The organism is Microcoleus sp. Pol7_B2, from assembly GCF_036701035.1.
GTDB lineage: Bacteria > Cyanobacteriota > Cyanobacteriia > Cyanobacteriales > Microcoleaceae > Microcoleus.
The window spans coordinates 15510-33391 of record NZ_JAUBQB010000079.1 but is presented as its reverse complement, the minus strand read 5'-3'; the positions used below and the strand labels follow the sequence as shown (position 1 = coordinate 33391).

The 17882-nt window shown below is 47.4% G+C and carries 15 protein-coding genes and 1 tRNA gene; 7 read left to right on the top strand and 9 right to left on the bottom strand.

Annotated features, from left to right (window positions below):
- The first annotated feature begins 80 nt into the window (after positions 1–80).
- Positions 81–275, top strand: coding sequence for a HEAT repeat domain-containing protein (locus QUA57_RS23280; protein ID WP_333063869.1), 195 nt, complete (start codon positions 81–83; stop codon positions 273–275).
- Positions 276–351: 76 nt separating this feature from the next.
- Here the strand turns inward: QUA57_RS23280 and ccmS are convergent, their stop codons facing one another.
- From ccmS to QUA57_RS23255, 5 genes are all read right to left on the bottom strand, one after another.
- Positions 352–786, bottom strand: a complete 435-nt coding sequence (ccmS, locus tag QUA57_RS23275) for a beta-carboxysome assembly chaperone CcmS (protein ID WP_333063866.1) — start codon at positions 784–786, stop codon at positions 352–354.
- 162 nt (positions 787–948) lie between these two features.
- Positions 949–2745, bottom strand: coding sequence for an ABC transporter ATP-binding protein (locus tag QUA57_RS23270; RefSeq protein ID WP_333063865.1), 1797 nt, complete (start codon positions 2743–2745; stop codon positions 949–951).
- Between the two features lie 102 nt (positions 2746–2847).
- Positions 2848–4311, bottom strand: a complete 1464-nt coding sequence (locus tag QUA57_RS23265; protein WP_333063864.1) for an RtcB family protein — start codon at positions 4309–4311, stop codon at positions 2848–2850.
- Positions 4312–4664: 353 nt separating this feature from the next.
- The gene (locus tag QUA57_RS23260) at positions 4665–6500 is read right to left on the bottom strand and encodes an APC family permease (protein WP_333063862.1); all 1836 of its coding nucleotides are present in this window, start codon (positions 6498–6500) and stop codon (positions 4665–4667) included.
- Positions 6501–6567: 67 nt separating this feature from the next.
- Positions 6568–7407: a prephenate/arogenate dehydrogenase gene (locus tag QUA57_RS23255; protein WP_333063861.1), complete on the bottom strand. Its 840-nt coding sequence runs from the start codon at positions 7405–7407 to the stop codon at positions 6568–6570.
- 38 nt (positions 7408–7445) lie between these two features.
- Here QUA57_RS23255 and QUA57_RS23250 point away from each other — a divergent pair, with 38 nt between their 5' ends.
- The 6 genes from QUA57_RS23250 (at position 7446) to QUA57_RS23225 (ending at position 14280) form a co-directional block, all read left to right on the top strand.
- On the top strand, positions 7446–9008 hold the full coding sequence (locus QUA57_RS23250) for a pentapeptide repeat-containing protein (RefSeq protein ID WP_333038609.1): 1563 nt from the start codon (positions 7446–7448) through the stop codon (positions 9006–9008).
- 96 nt (positions 9009–9104) lie between these two features.
- Positions 9105–10667 carry a pentapeptide repeat-containing protein gene (locus QUA57_RS23245; protein ID WP_333063860.1) on the top strand — a complete coding sequence of 521 codons (1563 nt, stop codon included), beginning with the start codon at positions 9105–9107 and terminating at the stop codon, positions 10665–10667.
- A 79-nt stretch (positions 10668–10746) separates the two neighbouring features.
- The gene (locus tag QUA57_RS23240; RefSeq protein WP_333063859.1) at positions 10747–12276 is read left to right on the top strand and encodes a pentapeptide repeat-containing protein; all 1530 of its coding nucleotides are present in this window, start codon (positions 10747–10749) and stop codon (positions 12274–12276) included.
- A 22-nt stretch (positions 12277–12298) separates the two neighbouring features.
- The gene (locus QUA57_RS23235) at positions 12299–13807 is read left to right on the top strand and encodes a helicase C-terminal domain-containing protein (protein WP_333063858.1); all 1509 of its coding nucleotides are present in this window, start codon (positions 12299–12301) and stop codon (positions 13805–13807) included.
- Positions 13808–13870: 63 nt separating this feature from the next.
- Entirely contained in the window at positions 13871–14083 is a 213-nt protein-coding gene (locus tag QUA57_RS23230) for a DUF2839 domain-containing protein (protein ID WP_333063857.1), read from the top strand.
- Between the two features lie 125 nt (positions 14084–14208).
- A tRNA-Val gene (locus tag QUA57_RS23225) sits at positions 14209–14280 on the top strand.
- Positions 14281–14378: 98 nt separating this feature from the next.
- Here the strand turns inward: QUA57_RS23225 and QUA57_RS23220 are convergent.
- From QUA57_RS23220 to QUA57_RS23205, 4 genes are read right to left on the bottom strand one after another with little or no spacing between them, the layout of a single operon-like run.
- Complete coding sequence (locus QUA57_RS23220) at positions 14379–15761, bottom strand: restriction endonuclease subunit S (protein ID WP_333063856.1); 1383 nt, start codon at positions 15759–15761, stop codon at positions 14379–14381.
- Positions 15758–15964 (bottom strand): type II toxin-antitoxin system HicB family antitoxin, encoded by a 207-nt coding sequence (locus tag QUA57_RS23215; protein WP_236506884.1) that lies wholly within the window; start codon positions 15962–15964, stop codon positions 15758–15760. The genes QUA57_RS23220 and QUA57_RS23215 overlap by 4 nt, the downstream gene beginning before the upstream one ends.
- Entirely contained in the window at positions 15964–16161 is a 198-nt protein-coding gene (locus QUA57_RS23210) for a type II toxin-antitoxin system HicA family toxin (RefSeq protein ID WP_333063854.1), read from the bottom strand. The genes QUA57_RS23215 and QUA57_RS23210 overlap by 1 nt, the downstream gene beginning before the upstream one ends.
- A complete protein-coding gene (locus QUA57_RS23205; protein WP_333063853.1) occupies positions 16158–17852 on the bottom strand; it encodes a class I SAM-dependent DNA methyltransferase in 1695 nt (564 codons plus the stop codon). Before QUA57_RS23205 ends, QUA57_RS23210 begins: the two co-directional genes overlap by 4 nt.
- Between the last annotated feature and the right edge of the window lie 30 nt (positions 17853–17882).

Here is a 17882-nt window from a genome sequence, read left to right as displayed (position 1 = left end):
TTCGTTTTGGCATTCTTTATTTGATGGGGGTGGTGTTCCTCCCGATCATATCATGGTTAATCGACCGGACATAATATCAGATGGTGCTAGACACCTTTTGCACCGCCCTAGAGGATGCCCGCCCCGCTGTCAGGGCGAAAGCAGCAGAAGCACTGGGAAAAATAGGAGATTTCGCGATGGTGCCCATATTAGTTAAAGCCTTCAAAGACACCTCACCCGAAGTCCGTTCCAGCGTCATCCAAGCCCTCAAACAACTGATACTAAATGAGGCTTAAATACTCCTTTCTTTTCTTCGTCCCTCTCTGCTGGGACGAAAGTTTGTGTAGACGCGATTTCAAGCTCCGAGTAATCTTATCCTTTCATATATTCAGCCATCTGCTGTTCCAGCTTAGCCAACAATGTATCAACATCTGTTGCGGCTTCCTCAAAACACACAGGAGGTTCAGGTTTAGGTTCAAAAAAAATTAACTTAATTTGACCTTCCCCGATCGCCAAAATCGCCACTTCTGTCTCAGGCTTGTGAGCATTCAACACACCTACAACTTCCTGAATATGACTTCTGACTTGACGGTTCAACTCCTCAACCGCCTCTTTCTTACAATATACAAAACGCGCAGTTTCTGCAACATCAATTGCCAAAATCTCCTCGCTTTCCTCTCCCCTTTCCAGAAATAGCCCCCAAGCCAAAGCAGCCAATTCATTTTGATTAGCTTTCACGAATTTATCTAATTTGCGGCTCCAGCTATTTTCGTTGGGTTTGGACTCAGGGCTATCAAATAGAAACATTTTCTCTTCTTGTTTGTATAAACTAATATTTTACAGTCAGCAGTCAGTAGTCAGTTGGCAGTTGGCAGTTGGCAGTTGACTGTTGTCATTAGTTACCCATGCCCCATGCCCCATACCCAATTACAAATTAGCAATTCCCAATTACCCAAAACCGCTGCGTTTCTATCTTATACCAGATTGCACGCGCCAGAGCGCCGCATAAATTCCGTCCTGTTCGATCAGTTGTTCGTGCTGCCCCGATTCTACCACCAGCCCCTCTTCCATGACACAAATGCAATCGGCATTGCGGACAGTAGAAAGACGGTGGGCGATCGCAATTGTAGTGCGATTTTTGGTAATTCGTTCGAGCGATCGCTGAATTGCCGCCTCAGTCTCGTTATCCACCGCTGAAGTAGCTTCGTCAAGAATCAAAATCGGCGGATTCTTCAAAACAGCCCGCGCAATTGCAATTCGCTGCCGCTGACCCCCCGACAATTTTTGACCGCGTTCCCCTACAATAGTGTTGTAACCGTCCGGCAATTGTACGATAAACTCGTGCGCTTCTGCAATTTTCGCAGCATTTACTATCTCTCGATTGCTGGCCTCAAAACAGCCGTAAGCAATATTTTCTGCCACCGTACCGTGAAACAAAAACACATCTTGACTCACCAATCCGATCGCTCTCCGCAAATCTTTTAAATTCAGGTTATTTAATTCTATACCGTCGAGATAAATATTGCCGTGCTGTACCTCGTACAGCCTCAAAATTAGTTTCACCAAGGTACTTTTTCCCGAACCAGTAGCCCCAACAATCGCAGTAGTTTTTCCCGCCGGCAGAGTCAGAGAAAAATACTGCAATATTGGTTTTCTTTGATTGTAAGAAAAGGTAACATTTTTAAATTCCAACTCACCCTTAATCGAACTAACCGGCAGCCGAATATCACCGGTGCGAATTGCGATCGGAGTATCCAACAAATTCATCACCCGATTAGTAGAAGCCATTGCCCGCTGGTATTGATCCAGAGTATCTCCCAGGCGAGTCAGCGGCCACAGCAACCGCTGGGTCAAAAACACCAAAACGCTGTAAGTTCCCACAGACAACCTGCCCGCCACCACCTCCAAACCGCCCAGAAATAGCGTTGCAATAAACCCCAAGAAAATCACAACCCGAATCAGCGGAATAAAAGCAGCCGAAAGTACGATCGCCCGTCGGTTGCTTTGGCGGTAAGCTTGGCTTTGTGCTTCGATGCGCTGAATTTCATAATCTTCGGAAGTAAAACTTTTAATAGTAGTAATTCCCATCAAATTATTCGACAGTTGCCCGTTCAGAAAACTCACCTTTTCCCGCACGTCAGCATAGAGAGGAGCGAGGCGATTTTGAAAGGCGATCGAACCCCAAATAATAAAAGGTATCGGCAGCATTGAGAGCCCAGCAACACCAGGAGAAGCAGCAAAAAAAGCCGCGCCAATCACAATAACCGTTGTAATTACCTGAATTACCTCATTAGCGCCGTCGTCCAAAAAACGTTCGAGTTGATTGATATCATCATTGAGAATAGAAATCAAACCGCCCGTGCTGCGTTCTTCAAAATAAGCTAATTCTAATTCCTGCAAATGGCTGTAAGCTTCCAGACGCAAATCGTGTTCTATATCCTGAGCCAAATTGCGCCACAAATAATCATAGGCATATTCAAAAAGAGATTCCAGCGTCCAAACAACCGCGCTCAAAAGAGTGATAATTGCCAGTTGCCAAAAGACATCTTTTATGCCCCACTGAGCAAGGATAGAATCTTGCTGTTTCACCACCACATCAACGGCAATACCGATTAATGCTGGCGGCGCTAAATCAAAGAATTTATTCAGCAGCGAACAGATACTTGCCAGCCAAGCTTTCAGGCGGTAGCGACGCCCGTACTTCAGCAGCCGCTTTAGAGGATGGACAGGTTTTGATGGATTTGGTGATGCTTGAAAATCATTCATAGGGCATGGGGCATCGGAAATAGGGCAGAGAATTAAAAATTAGTAGGGCGATCCGCGCGCACCTTACCCTTGTTTAATTTTTAATTCTCAAATGCCCCGTTCCTAAGCTTTAAACGTTAACACTGGCTTCATTTTAGCGACTACACCAACTATTTGCGCCTCAACCTGAACGTCAATTACTGGTTGAATTGGCTTGTAAGCTGCCGGTGCTTCTTCGATTCTGCGTTCTTCGCGCCAGGTAATGCAATCTACGCCTTTTAATCCCAAAGCGGAGTCAGTTTTGTCAGCACCTTTGCGACTCATATCGAAGCGCGATCGCGCCCTTCCTGCCCCATGAGAAGCCGATCGCAAAAATCGATCGTTCCCCTTCCCAACCAGCAAATAAGACGGCGCGCCCATCGAACCCGGTACAATTACAGGCTGGCCGGAATGTGCGGGACAAGCGCCTTTGCGCGTTACCCAGCCACCACCTTCAGCTAAAGTGATATTGTGAGGCACATCGTATACTAAAGGAGCTTCCACATCGCCGAAAACTTGTCGCAAACGCCAGCGCAGAAGTTCTGCTAGCAGCAAACGGTTGATAAAACCGTAGTTAGCGGCGGTTGCTTCCGCTTGCAGGTAGCTGTTCACCAGTTCGGGATTGGCTGCGACAGACAGCGGAAAAAGCCGGGATTCAGGATGTTTCAGAGTTTTCGGCCAGGCGTCGCAAGCTCGATCGCGCCACATTCCGCCGATGTATTTGCCGACATTCCGCGAACCCGAATGAATCCTGAAAGCGATTTGTCCCGATCGAACTCCCCAACTATAAGCCGTAGCTCGATCGATAACTTCCTCAACCACTTGAATTTCGACAAAGTGATTGCCGCCACCGATGGTAGCTAACCCGCCATCCCTGACTAAACCGTCATTGGGGACTAATTCTTCGGGAGCCCATTTGACATCGCCCTTCATGGAACCGCCGAGGAAAGTGCGATCGCACTCTGCGGCCAACTGCTCGAAATCCGAATTAGCCGCGCTGCCGGTGGGCTCGTCGGGCATAGCATCCAGCCATCCGGGAATCCCGTGTTGGAACATGGCGCGAGCAGTTTTTGCAGTCATGCTGACATCGCGAGTACCGAAGAAATAATCGCCTTTGAGCAATTCTACAAATCGATCGCGCTGACTGAGGAATTGTTCGATCGACAAATCCGCAACGTGTAACCGCATCCCGCAGTTAATATCGGAACCGGTAGCCGCCGGAATCACCATTCCTGCTGTTTGGACGATCGAGCCGATCGCCACCCCCGCATCCCCCGGATGGAAGTCAGGAGTAGCGCAGGCGCGGCAAACGCAGCCGCCTTGAGGGTGTCGAACATTCGCCAAATTTGCTAACTGTTTGAGCGCCTTTGCTTCCACAGGAAAATCCTCTGGGAGCAAAACTTCTGCTGTTGTGGCACTGGCATCTTGCCAGTGTTCTTTCAGATAACTATTGAGACAAATCGAGTAGACTTTATTGTCGTAACTAACATCAAGACCTTGCCGAGACAAAGCTCGCAAAAGCCTGTTCAAGTTTTTTGGCTGCTGCATAAATAGTCTGTTGCGGGTTGCATAGCAACCCCCAAGAGTTGAAGAGATTTTTTAGGGAACAAAAGACTTGGGTTCAGCAGCCACAATCTTTTTTAAGATAAGTTGAAAGGCAACTTTTCTAATTACTCAACATATAACCTATCATTTTTGATATGTCAACCCTTTCATTGAATTTTTAATAAATATATATGATTTACCCAGCGGTGTCAGAAACCCGGTTTCTCCCTAAAAAAATGGCATCCAAACCAAAGATTTTGCGAAGAAACCGGGTTTCTTGGGCCAGCGCGTCCGACCGCATTCCAGTCTTCATTGCCAGGCAGTAGGGGCAATCCCCCGCGGTTGCCCCTCCCCACTTAAAGATAATATCTAACCGTTGTTACAACCCGACTTTTTTTAGCCCGCAAAGCCGCTTTCAAAAAGAAAGCAGTTTGATTGTGCAGCAGTCCCTCCCACCAATTTCGCGTCACAAAAGCCGGAATTATCAGCGTTAAATAAACTCCCGGTCGCTGCTCTTCAAACAAAGTCAAAAAGTGCGTCAAAGCCTCACTGACAGAACGGTAAGGCGACTCCAGAATTTCCAAAGGAATGTCTGACTGCAAATCTTTCCAAGCTAATTGTAATTTTTCTCGATCGGTCAAACCAATATCAACGTGAACTGCCACAACTTCATCAGCAATTAAACGAGCGTAATCGAGCGCCTCGAAAGTTCCCTTGTGCAACTGCCCGACTAACACCACTGCCGGATGTGTCACCGTCTTAACTTTAGGTCTGCGAAGATAAGACCTCGGTTCTATTCCCTGAATGCTCAAGCGAGCAGCTACATACCGATAGTGCCGGTGAATAGCTAAAAATAGAGTAACTACGATAGGAATAGTTACTACGACAACCCAAGCTCCCAAAAAGAATTTTGTAGCGAGAATTACACCCAAAACTCCCGTTGTTGCCACTGCACCAATACCGTTCATTACAGCACTAACTTGCCAACCTTTACCTCGTTCCTTAAACCAGTGAATTACCATTCCCGATTGGGAGAGAGTAAAAGAAGTGAAAACTCCAACCGCATACAGGGGGAGCACCGCACTTGTATTGCCTCGAAAGATGATAATTAAAAGAGCAGCGCAGAAGCTTAGCAGATTAATCCCATTAGAATAAACCAGGCGATCGCCCAACAGCGACAATTGCCTCGGCAAGAACCCGTCCCGCGCCAAAAAATAACAAAGTCGCGGAAAATCCGCATAACTCGTATTCGCCGCCAATAGCAAAATTAACAGAGTTGCGGCCTGCAAATAATAGTAAAATATGCCGACTCCAAAAATATCTTTCCCTAAGATAGAAAGGAGCGTTTCATGTTCGCTAGGAATCACGTGATAAATATTACCCAAGTAACTAATTCCCACAAACATCACTCCCAGAATTACCCCCATATAGGTCAAAGTCAGGCTCGCATTTTTCCATTCAGGAGGCTTAAAAGCTAACACCCCGTCTGATATGGCTTCAACTCCTGTCAGGGCAGTACAGCCCGCTGCAAACGCGCGCGCCAGCAGGAATAATCCCAAAGGCTCCTTAGCCGGAATATTTTCTAATGTCTGGAAAACCTGACCTGTTGCCTGTTGATATAAACCCGTGCCAATCAAGATAAAAATTACCACGATAAAGGCATAGGTAGGAACCATAAATATATTGCCAGATTCTCGCACGCCTCTGAGATTGGCAAACATGACTAAGACAATAAAAAATAAACACAGTTCCACTCTATACGGTTCCAATCCGGGAAATGCTGAAGTTAAGGCCGCAACCCCAGCCGAAATACTGACTGTTACAGTTAAAATGTAGTCAATCATCAGTGAAGCTGCTGCGACCAAACCGGGATAAATACCTAAATTTTCTCGCGCCACAATGTAAGCACCGCCGCCGTTGGGGTACGCTTTAATTGTCTGTCGGTAAGACAGCGCCACGATCGCCAACAGTAAAATAATAATTCCAGAAATAGGCAGGGATAAACTCAAACTGCTACTCCCCGCTAGTAATAGCACCAGCAGAGTTTCTTGAGTAGCGTAGGCAACAGACGAAAGTGCATCTGAAGCCAGAACAGCTAGTCCTGCAGCGTTGCTTAGGCGTTCATGAACCGATGCGCTAGTCGGGAGAGATTCACCCAGTAAAAATCGCTTGAGTCGAGAATAAGTGTACATTAAAACTCAATATACAGGCATCCACAAATCATAATCGAGGCGGGGCCAGTTTGAAGTATTTTTTGGCTCACAATTTGTAATTCTGTCTCGCTTGTTGAGTCAGCTTCAGCTTGTGTTCAAGAGCTTGCCAATTTTCGGCTTCGATATCGCTGATGAACTCCTCGAGACTGTCGCGGTAAATAGAGAGCGATCGCAACAATTCCTCTCGATTGTACTTTGCCACCATCACTCCCAGCTCGGGATTGCCACCGCCAACGCGGCTCGTATCCCGAAAACCCGAACTCGCCAAATGTTGGGCTAAGCTAACAATATCCCGATCGCCCTCTCGATCGCAGGCAGCAACCAGCGTCGCGCTCGCCATGAGGGGCAAATGAGAAATCCAAGCCACAGCTCGATCGTGTTCTTCCGGCTCACATCGGTAAACTTTAGCACCCAGCAACCGCGCAATTTCCTCAACCTTATCCACCGCAAGCGTCGGCGTCTGAGCCTGCGGCGTCACCACGTAAGGCCGCCCGACAAACAAATCCGGCACCGCCGCCTCAATCCCGCTTTCAGCAGTCCCCGCCATCGGGTGTCCCCCCACAAAGTTCGGCCACAGAGAAGACACAGCCTGCACTATGGGTGTTTTTACGGAACCGACATCCGTTATAATAGTATCCCGGGAAAGATAGGGCACCAACTCTCGGACGATCGGCTCGATCGACCCCAGCGGCGTGCAAATAAAAACTACATCGGCTGCTGCCATTAGAGACAGGTGTATGCTGGCTTCATTGACAACACCGCGAGCTTGCGCCCGATCACAAGTCTGCTGCCGACTCGAAACCCCAAAAACATCAAACCCGCGCGATCGCAAATCCAGCCCGATCGAGCCGCCAATTAAACCCAGTCCTACAATACCGATATTCATAGCAATAAAATGGGGATATTTGATACGGTGCCGCCCCCATGACAGTCGAGGAACTCCTGAAAAAATATGCCGCCGGAGAAAGAAACTTTGCCGGAATCAACCTGACTGAGGCCAACCTCAGCGGCGTCAACTTGAGCGGAGCCAACCTCAAGGGTGCGAATCTGAGTGTAGCAAACCTGAGCGGAGCCAACCTCAGCAAAACCAACCTCATCGGTGCCAAACTCAACATCGCCAGACTCAGTGGCGCCCATCTAGGCGGCGCCGACCTCACCGACGCCGACCTCAACGTCGCTTACCTAGTGCGAGTTGACCTCAAAAAAGCCATACTCATAGGAGCGAAACTGATCAGAGCCGAGCTGATTCGAGCCGAACTCAGCGGCGCAAACCTCAGCGGCGCAAACCTCAGCGGCGCCACCCTTACCGAAGCCACCCTTCGAGGAGCCAACCTCGCTCAAGCCAACCTTCGAGGCGCTCACCTCAGCGGCGCGTGCTTGACAGAAGCCAACCTCGAACAAGCCAACCTGCAAGGAGCCGACCTCAGCCGCGCCGACCTCAGCGGCGCCGACTTGCGAGGCACAGAACTGAGACAAGCCAACCTTACTCAAGCCGTACTCAGCGGCGCCGACCTCAGCGGCGTCAATTTGCGTTGGGCTATTCTCAGCGGCTGCAATCTCCGCTGGGCCGACCTGAGCGAAGCCAAATTGAGCGGTGCCGACCTCAGCCGAGCCGACCTCTGCCACGCCAACTTGCTGAATGCCAGCTTAGTTCACGCCGACCTGACAAATGCCTATTTGATCCGCGCCGACTGGATTGGAGCCGACTTAACCGGAGCCACCTTAACTGGAGCTAAACTTCACGCAGTTTCGCGGCTCGGCATCAAAACCGAAGGCATGACCTGCAAGTGGGTCGATCTCAGCCCCAACGGCGACCACAGCCAAATTTACTGGTTGAACTCGGGAGGAACCCACGAATTTTTTCACGAAACCTTGCCCACAGTTCGGATTGTGATTGACTCGCCCTTAGATCAAGGCGCTCATTTTGCGCTAGCTGCAACTTATTACCAAATTGCCCAACAATACCCGAGTTTAAGTCAGCCTCCCACGATCGAAGTCAGCTCCAGGCGCACCGTACTCGCATTTAAAATGGACAGCGACGATAAATTATTTGCCACCGCTTACGTTGCCATCATTCCTTTTAACGACGCTGCCACAACTCAAAAAAACCTAATAGCTTTGATGAAAATGATTCAATCCCACGATGCAGGCAAACTTAACGTCAAAGAATCTAAACACGTGCAGTTATGCAGCAAAGCTCTCAACCAAGCTATTAGCAAAGTAGATCAAATCAAAATTTCCAGCTCTTTTCCCAAAATCGGCGAAAGTATCAATTTCTTTCAAATTCCAACACAGATGATCTTAATTAATTCCCGAGATCAAAGACTCAGCGTATATCACCACCCCGCCTTCGGCAAGCGCCTGATTAAAAAATACGAGCCAAGTAACTCAACATCGGGTAAGTTAGCCGAAAGCACAAAATTGGCTCAAGCTAATATCACTAGCATTTTGGATTTTATAAAAGGCTTCCACAATATCGATGTCTAAGCATATTGCATCAAGTTACAAAAAATGCTTATTCTAGTTTAAAGGTTGGCACAACAAAGCTTTGTTCTAGCTAACACATCAGGGAAATTGAAAAGCATGGATGCCGAAGAACTCATCACCAAATATGCAGCAGGAGAAAGAGACTTTACTGCTATCCTCCTTTGCGAGGCAAATCTCAGCAGGATCGATCTCAGTGGGGCTAATTTCAGTGAGGCAATATTGAGCCTCACCAACATGAGCGGCACCAATCTCTCAAACGCCAACATGAGAAAAGCCAAACTCAATGTTGCCAGACTCAGCGGTGCCAATCTCAACAAAGCCAACCTCAGCGGCGCTATCCTCAACGTGGCTAACTTGATTCGAGCCGACCTCCGCGAAGCCCAACTCGTCGAAGCTACAATGATCAGATCCGAACTGATCCGAGCCGACCTCAGCAATGCAAACTTGAGCGGTGCAAACCTCAGCGAAGCAGATTTGAGAGAAGCAACCCTCAGAGAAGCAAATCTAGAGCAAGCCGACCTCAGCGGGGCTCACCTGAGAGGCGCTTTTCTAACAGCGGCAAATTTGGAACGTGCTAATTTGCACAGAGCCGACCTCAGCAGGGCAGACTTGCGAGGAGTCAACCTCTGCAATGCCGAACTCAGACAAGCTAATCTATCTCAGGCAAACCTCAGTGGCGCTGACTTGCGAGGCGCTAATCTCCGGTGGGCTGACCTCAGCGGGGCGAACCTGACTGGCGCTGACCTTGATGAAGCGAGATTGAGCGGGGCCAACTTGTACGGAGCAAATTTGAGCAATGTCAATCTATTGAACGCTACTTTGGTACACGCGGATTTGACCCAAGCGAATTTGATTCACGCTGATTGGGTGGGCGCAGATTTGACGGGGGCGGCCCTGACGGGGGCAAAAATTTACGCGGTTTCTAGGTTTGATGTGAAAGCAGATGACATTACCTGCGATTGGGTTGACCTCAGTCCTAACGGCGATCGCAGCCACATTCAGCGCTTTACCCCAGAAGAATCTCAAAGGTTTTTCAATGCTACACCGCCGACAGTTCAAATTATTGTCGATCGACCCCTCGACCCGGATGCTAACTTTGTCCTTGCAGCTACCTACCGCCAAATTGCCCGTCAATACCCTGCTTTAAGCCATCCTCCCAGTATCGAAGTTAATTCCAGACGCACAATCATATCATTTAAAATAGAGCAGGACGAGCAACTATTTCCCACAGCTTTCGTTGCGATTATTCCCTTTAGTGATGCAGCATTTACTCAGAAAAATTTGATTACTCTGATCAAGATGATTCAACCCCAAAGTGGTAATAACTTGGGCGTCAGAGTCTCAAATATGGTAGTGCAATTAAACGTAGCCCTGACCAAAACAATGAGAAAAATAGGGGAAATGAAAATTCAGCCGATTCGCCTCGATCGCGAACCGATGTCAAGTTTTTTCCAATCGCCTACCCAAACTGTACTGGCTAACTCCAGCGCTGAAACTTTGATGATTCACTATCACCCAGATTTTGGCAGAAACTTGACAAATTTGCCGGGAGTCAACAAAACCTCTATCAGTCCTGCAATTAAAGCCCAAAGATTTACCACCCCGCCACTAAATACGGTCATTGAGTTTGTCAAAAGTTTTTATCAGCTCGGTGAGTAAATACTATAAATTAATTTGATATTATTTCTATTTATGCCATATAAAAGTTAGCCGATTGCCATTTTATTCAGGTAAACAAATGGAAGCTGAAGAACTACTCAAACGATTTGCAATCGTCAAAAGATACACTGAAGGCGACAGAGATTTCACAGGAATCAACCTGAATGAAGCTAATCTCAGCCGCATCAACCTCAGCCAATCAAATTTAAGGGGGGCTAGCTTATTTGTCACCAACATGAGCGGCGCTAACTTGAGCGAAGCTAACTTGAGCGAAGCTAACTTGAATGTGGCTAGACTCAGCAGTACCAACCTGTCGCGGGCAATCTTAAACGGGGCGACTCTCAACGTAGCAAACTTAGTGAGAGCCGATTTAAGTGCAGCTCAATTAATCCGAGCATCCCTGATTAGAAGCGAATTAGTCCGCTGCGAACTCAGCAAAACTAACTTCAGCGGTGCAAACCTGACTGAAGCAGATTTAAGAGAGGTAAAACTGACGGAAGCTAACCTGTGCGGTGCTAATCTTTCCGGTGCAAATCTCAGAGGTGCTTCGGCTGCTTCAGCTAACTTTCAAGAAGCTAACTTGCACGGCGCAGATTTGACGAAAGCAGAACTTAGCGGCGTTAATTTTAACAATGCCGATATGAGACAAGCTTCTTTGCAACAGGTGAATCTCAGCAGTGCCAATTTGAGCGGAGCTAACCTTAAATGGGCTGATTTGACGGGAGCTAACCTCAGCGGCGCGGATCTGAGCTGTGCTAAATTGAGCGGAGCTAACCTTAACGGAGCAGATTTAAGAAATACTAATTTAGGAAGTGCTAGTTTCGTTCACGCTGATTTGACAGAAACCAATTTGATTAATGCAGATTGGGTGGGCGCTGATTTGAGGGGAGCAACTTTAACAGGAGCAAAACTGTATTTGGTTCCTCGATGTGGCATCATCGCAGATGATATTACTTGCCAGTGGGTTGACCTCAGCCCCGCAGGCGATCGCACTCAGATTCAACAATTTAATTCGCCGTCAGAATCGAGAAAATTTTTAAATCACACGCCTGGGTTAGTGCAAATTGTGGTTGACGCACTTTTAGACTACTCAGCAAACAGCACTTTAGCAACAGTTTACAGCGAAATAGCTCGGCATTACCGGGCCATGAATTTTCCTCCTAATATTGAAGTCGGCTACCGCCGCACAACTCTAACTTTTCGATTTGAGAGCGATGAGCATTTATTGCCAGCAGCTTTTTTAGCGATTCTTCCTTTTAAGGATGCTGTACAAACTCAGAGAAATATTATAGTTATCGGCAAAAATATCGAAACTCAAAAATTGGAGGAAAAACGCATAGTGCAGTTGCGTAAAGCATTGAGTACAGCTACAAATAAATTAAATGAGTTGATAAGTTTGGTCTCTAATATATCACGGGTTAGTCAGCCAACAAAGTTTTTTGAGTCACCTACCCAAACTATTTTAATTAGTTCGGGACAGGAGAGTTTGATGGTGAATTCTCACGGGAATTTTGGGAAGGGAGGTGCAAGTCATCAGCCGAGTAAATTCAGTTTGCCTCTCGGTCAAAAAGTAGTTGATTTTCTGGCCAGTTTTGATTATGTTGAGTGAGAAATGTCAATTTTAAAACCGATTGATTGAGGTAGAAGTCCACAACTCATTGCTCCGCTTCCTGCGATCGCACTCCGAGCCGCACTGGCCGCACCATTTAACGATGGCGCGGCTCGTGGCGCGGGCTTTGCGCTTGGGGCGCAGCGCTCTGATCCAAACAGGGCTTCCCGCTGGAGCTTACCGACAGCGGTATCGAGTCAGCTATTTGATGCCGATTTTGATGTGGCCGGAGCCTGTGATTTTAGTGGCCCCGACACCGCTGATCGAGCATTTGAGAGCAGTGGAAATTCCGCGTTTGCAAGAGTGGCTGCAAACAGAGGGGTCGATCGAGACTTATTCGGATCGTGCCACTGGGCGAGGATTGATGCTAGCAGATCCGCAGTCTTGGCTGGCGGCTCGCTTGGCGGGGAATTCGGAACTTCACAGGAATATTCCGACAATTATCGACGGTGTGGATGACTTGGAAGTTTGGACGCGCCAGCAATTGACGGCGGGTTTGCAACCGGGTGACTGGAATGATTTAATGCAATCTCAGCCTTTGGAAGCCGATGCAATCCTCCAAGGGCGGGTAATGCTAACGCGGGCTTTCTTTAAGCATCCGGCGAAACCAGAGGAGTGCTATTTGCTGGAAACGGCAGAGCAAAATATTTTGCAGGGGCTGTTTGAAAAAATCGAGCCAAACCCCCTAATTCCGGCTGCTTGGAGCAATTTTTGGCAGCGGTGGGAAACAAACGGAAAACTGCGGTGGGCGGAAATTCATCGGGAGGCTGGGTCATTTTCTCTGTACTGCGCGCCGGTGCAGGTGGCTGAGGTTTTGAGCAAAATTTGGGACGATCGGTCGGTGGTGTTGATTGGGGGGGCGGTGGATGTGGAACCGAAGGCTCCGATCTTCCGGGAAATGCTGGGGCTTCCAGAATTGACGAGCGTTAAGTTTTCGCCCGATCGACAAAATGAATTAATTCAACTGTACATTCCCAACTGGCTGCCACTGCCAAATACGCCGGAATTTCAGGGAGTTTTAATAGAAGAAATTCGGACTTTGCTGTTGATGAGCGCGTCGGTGGCGGGTTTAACTGTGCTGATTGTTGGTGATGTACCGCTGAAGGCTCGGCTGGCGGCGATTTTGGCTTCTGAGTTCGGTTCTCGGGTGCAGGTAGAAAAAACAGATGTGGGCGAGAATGCGATTTTGGTGACAGGGTGGGAGTTCTGGCGGGAACATCAGGGGGAATTGAGGGCGCCTCACTTGCTGGCGATCGCAACTTTGCCGCTACCTTCTTTGGAGAATCCTTTGGTGACGGCGCGTGTGGCTTATTATAAGGAACGGCGCAAGGATTGGTTTCGGTTGTATTTGCTGCCGGCGGCGCTGAATGAGTTGCAGCGGGCGATCGCGCCGGTGCGAGAACGTCAAGGGGTTGTGGCGATTTTTGACAGCAGGGTGATTCACCGCAGTTACGGACAGCAGGTTTTAGCGGCTTTGAGTCCTTTTGCGAGGATTGATTATTTGGATACGACTTGGCTGACGCAGGCTTGAGATGACCTGTTGGCGTATAATTTGGTTAGGTATCCAGTTGAAAACTAATTTAGTACAAAGATTATGGGTGAAGCTAAGCGTCGCAAAGAGTCGATCGGCGACGAATACGGTAAAGAAGAACGCATCGTTCCCTGGCTGCCAATCACGAAAACCCAAAGCGAAGATTTTGTCAAGTGGACAAGTCGCGGAAGCTGGATGGGGATTAGTCTTTTGGTTGCTTGGTGGATTGTAGTGCGATTTGTTGGCCCGTCGGCGGGTTGGTGGCAGGTTAACTGATGCCAGACTCGACAAATGCCTGTATTCTTGGCATTGTGTCGAGTTTAACTGGGAAACCAGCGGCTGAATTTTTAGGAAAAATTTAGTTGCGAATTTGGACTTGGTATGGTATCTTAATTATCTGCGGGCAATTAGCACAGTGGTAGCGCACTTCCTTCACACGGAAGGGGTCACAGGTTCAAATCCTGTATTGCCCATATAAATTATTTTCTGATTCGTCTTATTTCTGAGTCCCCATCTGCTGGGACGAAATTTTGTGTAGCCTCCGTTTCAACCGCCGTTTATTCTGCCGAAGCTATTCAAATCCTGGGAATTTTAGCTGGATTGGTTCTATGTCTTGCTGTTTGGCTTTTGTGCCAACATAATCAGCAGCGTCACCCATCGCCTGAGTAGCAGTTTTGGCTTCGGCTTCGGCTTTGGCTTGTTGTGCGCGAATCTCTTCTAATAAGACAGATTCAGGCTCATCATCAGCGTTTTGAGAAGTTAGTTCACCCCGAAATGCACGATGCAGTATGGTTTGAAATAAATGCTCTGCTTGGCGTTCGGCTTCCCGTTGTTGCGTGCGGAGGCGATCGAATTTTTGGACGATTTCGGCAAAATTTTCTTGTAGGTGAAGAGGTGGAATATATATTTTTATTTTGGGCATCCGTTGTAAGCCTAAATCACGGTTCACAATTCCAAAAGTTAGCTCCTGAGATTGCTTGTAACAAAAATCAGTGTTAAGCATACTCTCTAGCCAACTTGGTATTACTCGCTCACGCCGAAGCTTTAAAACAGCAATATGCACCCAAACAGCTATCTCTCTATCAAAATCAATAGCTTTTGCTAATCCAGTCGTCCCACCTTTCGTATAGAGAACATCGCCACGTTCTGGCTTACATTTTTTCCAGTGTTGTTTAGCATCTTCGTAAGAAATAAACTTTAAGTCTTCCCAAATAAGTTCTCCTTTTTTCACATTCCTAGTAGATAAGAATGGGATGCCTGAATCTGAATAATTTGGGCTGACGTGCGGCCCATCTTTGGCAGATATAATCACATCATCTAAAGTACCAGCCTCCCAGCTTTTCGGATTCGTTGCAGGATTACCAAACATTTCCAAAAAGACCGATCGCAAGTAGGTGTCGCTGAGTTGTAGTGCGTAGCGTCGGGTGCGTCGGAGTCGATCGGCTTTTTGGGCGATCGAGGCAATCCGCTTTTGTTCTGCTAGCGGTGGCAGAGGGATTTCTATAGTTCGTAGACGTTCTTGATTTATTATAGGGACCGTTGAACTGGAGGCGACAGAAACCAAATTTGCCTTATTATATACCAAGTAAAAATAGAGAAATTCAGGATAAATTTTTAATCCACAAATAAGAGAATTAATCTGTTGATTTGCCGATATTTTTCTAGCAGCTACCGCAACCTTACCAATGGTTGCACCGATACACACTAACAGCACTGTTTTAGAAGGGAAGACTTTACCTCTACCTTCTCGTATTCCTAATTCAGTAAGTGCTTCTCTCCCTTTCGATATGTACGTTGATCCGTCAAAGTCACCTGGAGTTACCCACGGCAATCCCTCACCGAAAAATTCTGGTTTAGCTCTGCTTGGTGTTGTCCCTGTCTCAATGTTGCATATATCCCCAACGCTTACCCATTCCCAACCATTAGGCAAATCTTTATCTTGAATTATCATCATGCTTCCACATATTCGCAAATAGAGACAGGTTCGGGAATGGGAAAAGCATCCTCTTGTAGTCCTTCAATATGAAAAGCGATCGCCTCTTTAATTAAATTTCTCACTTCTTCTAAACTTTCAGCCACCGCTACACATCCAGGTAAATCGGGAACATAAGCACCGTAGCTAGTTTCACCCTTCTCAATTACAACAGCATAACGCATTAATCTTCCTCCTCTTCTAGTTGAGCTTGCCGCCAAACACTTTTAAGCGTACCAATTGGCATATCAATGCCTAAATTACCTGACACCGTGACAGTTCCCGCCTTTTCTGAGTGTTTAAATTGACGATGACTGCCCTTTGTTCTAGCTAAATACCAACCATCATCTTCTAACATTTTAATAACTTCTCTAACTTTCATTTTTCATCTATAAAACTCATCAACTCCCGCACTTCTATCCCCATAATATGCTCTAACTTCAGCAACCTCTCCATTGTAACGTGTGGCGACTCATAATACGCCTCATCCTGCTCAATCTGACGGTAACGACTTGCGGAAAGGTCGTATTTATTCGCCTTTACCTGCGCCTTTGTCACCCAAAACTGGCGATTCAATTGATTGATTTCGGCTTGCAGGGGTGCCATTTGCTCCTGCAGTTGTACCAGTCGTTGCTTATCTGTTTCCAAAGCGAGGCGAGTTGGCTCATCATCGGCGGGTGCTACAGCATTCTCAAACGTCAGGCGATTGATTTCCTTGTGCATAATCAACCGTTCAGCCTTCAAGGGTGCAATCTGCAATTTTAACACACTCAGGCGTTCTGCTTTTTGCGTCGTGAAATCAGCATCAAACCGATTGTTCCAACAGGTGAGAATATCCGGGATATCATTCTCCGCAACAGGTTGCCGCTTATCATCCAGCGAAAACCCATCATGATCCATATCGTAAAACCAAATTTTGTCCGTCGTTCCGCCGCGAGTAAATAGCAGTACCGCCGTCGAAACACCCGCATAGGGTTTAAACACCCCAGAAGGCATCGACACCACCCCATCGAGTCGATTAGATTCAATCAGCTTTTTCCGAATTTCCTGGTGTTGGTTACTGGAACCAAACAGCACCCCATCCGGCACAATTACCGCACAGCGTCCCCCCATATCCAACACCCGCAGAATGAGATGCAAAAATAGCAATTCTGTCTTCTTGCACTTCGTTGGCAAAGTGGGGTTAATATCCGACTCATCCATCTTCCCCTTAAACGGGGGATTCATCAGCACCACATCCAAGCTTTTCTGATCCTCAAAGGATTTAGAAAGCGTATCCATGTAGAAAAAGCGGGGATGCTTAATCCCGTGCAGCATCAGGTTCATCGACCCAATCCGCAACATCGTCATGCCAGAATCATTATCGTATGCAGTAATAGCTTCTGTTTGCAGAAACTCCCGTTCTTCGTCGGTGAGTAAATCTCCGATTAACTGCGGTTTTCCGCGTTCATCCGGTTCGCTGTGCTGTTCTAAAATGTACTCGTAGGCATTCACCAAAAACCCACAAGTTCCCGCCGCCAAATCCCCGATTCGTTCCTTCGGTTTCGGGTCAACCATCTGCACCATCATGCGGATAATATGGCGAGGCGTGCGAAACTGTCCGTTACGTCCCGCACTATTGAGTTTACTCAGCAGATATTCGTACACATCGCCCTGAACATCCTGATTCTGTTCCGAGATTTTCATCTCATCAATCAAGTTGCAGACTTCTATCAGCGTCGCAGGTTTGCTGATTTTAAACTCAGCATTCTGCATATATCGCTCAAAAGAACTCCCCTCAGTCCCCGCCGTCCGCAACCAGGTAAAAACCCGATCGCGAAGATGCTTGAGGGCCTGATCTGCCTTAAAATTAATCCAGTGCGACCACCGCAATTCAGGGTCAATTTGCGGTTCAAAGGGTTTATTGCGGCGTTTTGCCTGTTTCTCGCGCTGGTTCTCGGCGTCGTCTAGGCGTTTGAGGAATAGCAGATAGGAGAATTGTTCGATCGAATCCATCGGGTTGGAGAGTCCCGACGACCACAATCTATCCCAAATTGTATCAACTTTCGATCGCAGTTCAGGGTCAGTGAGCATTAGCAGTTAAATTTATTAATCAAGTAGGGA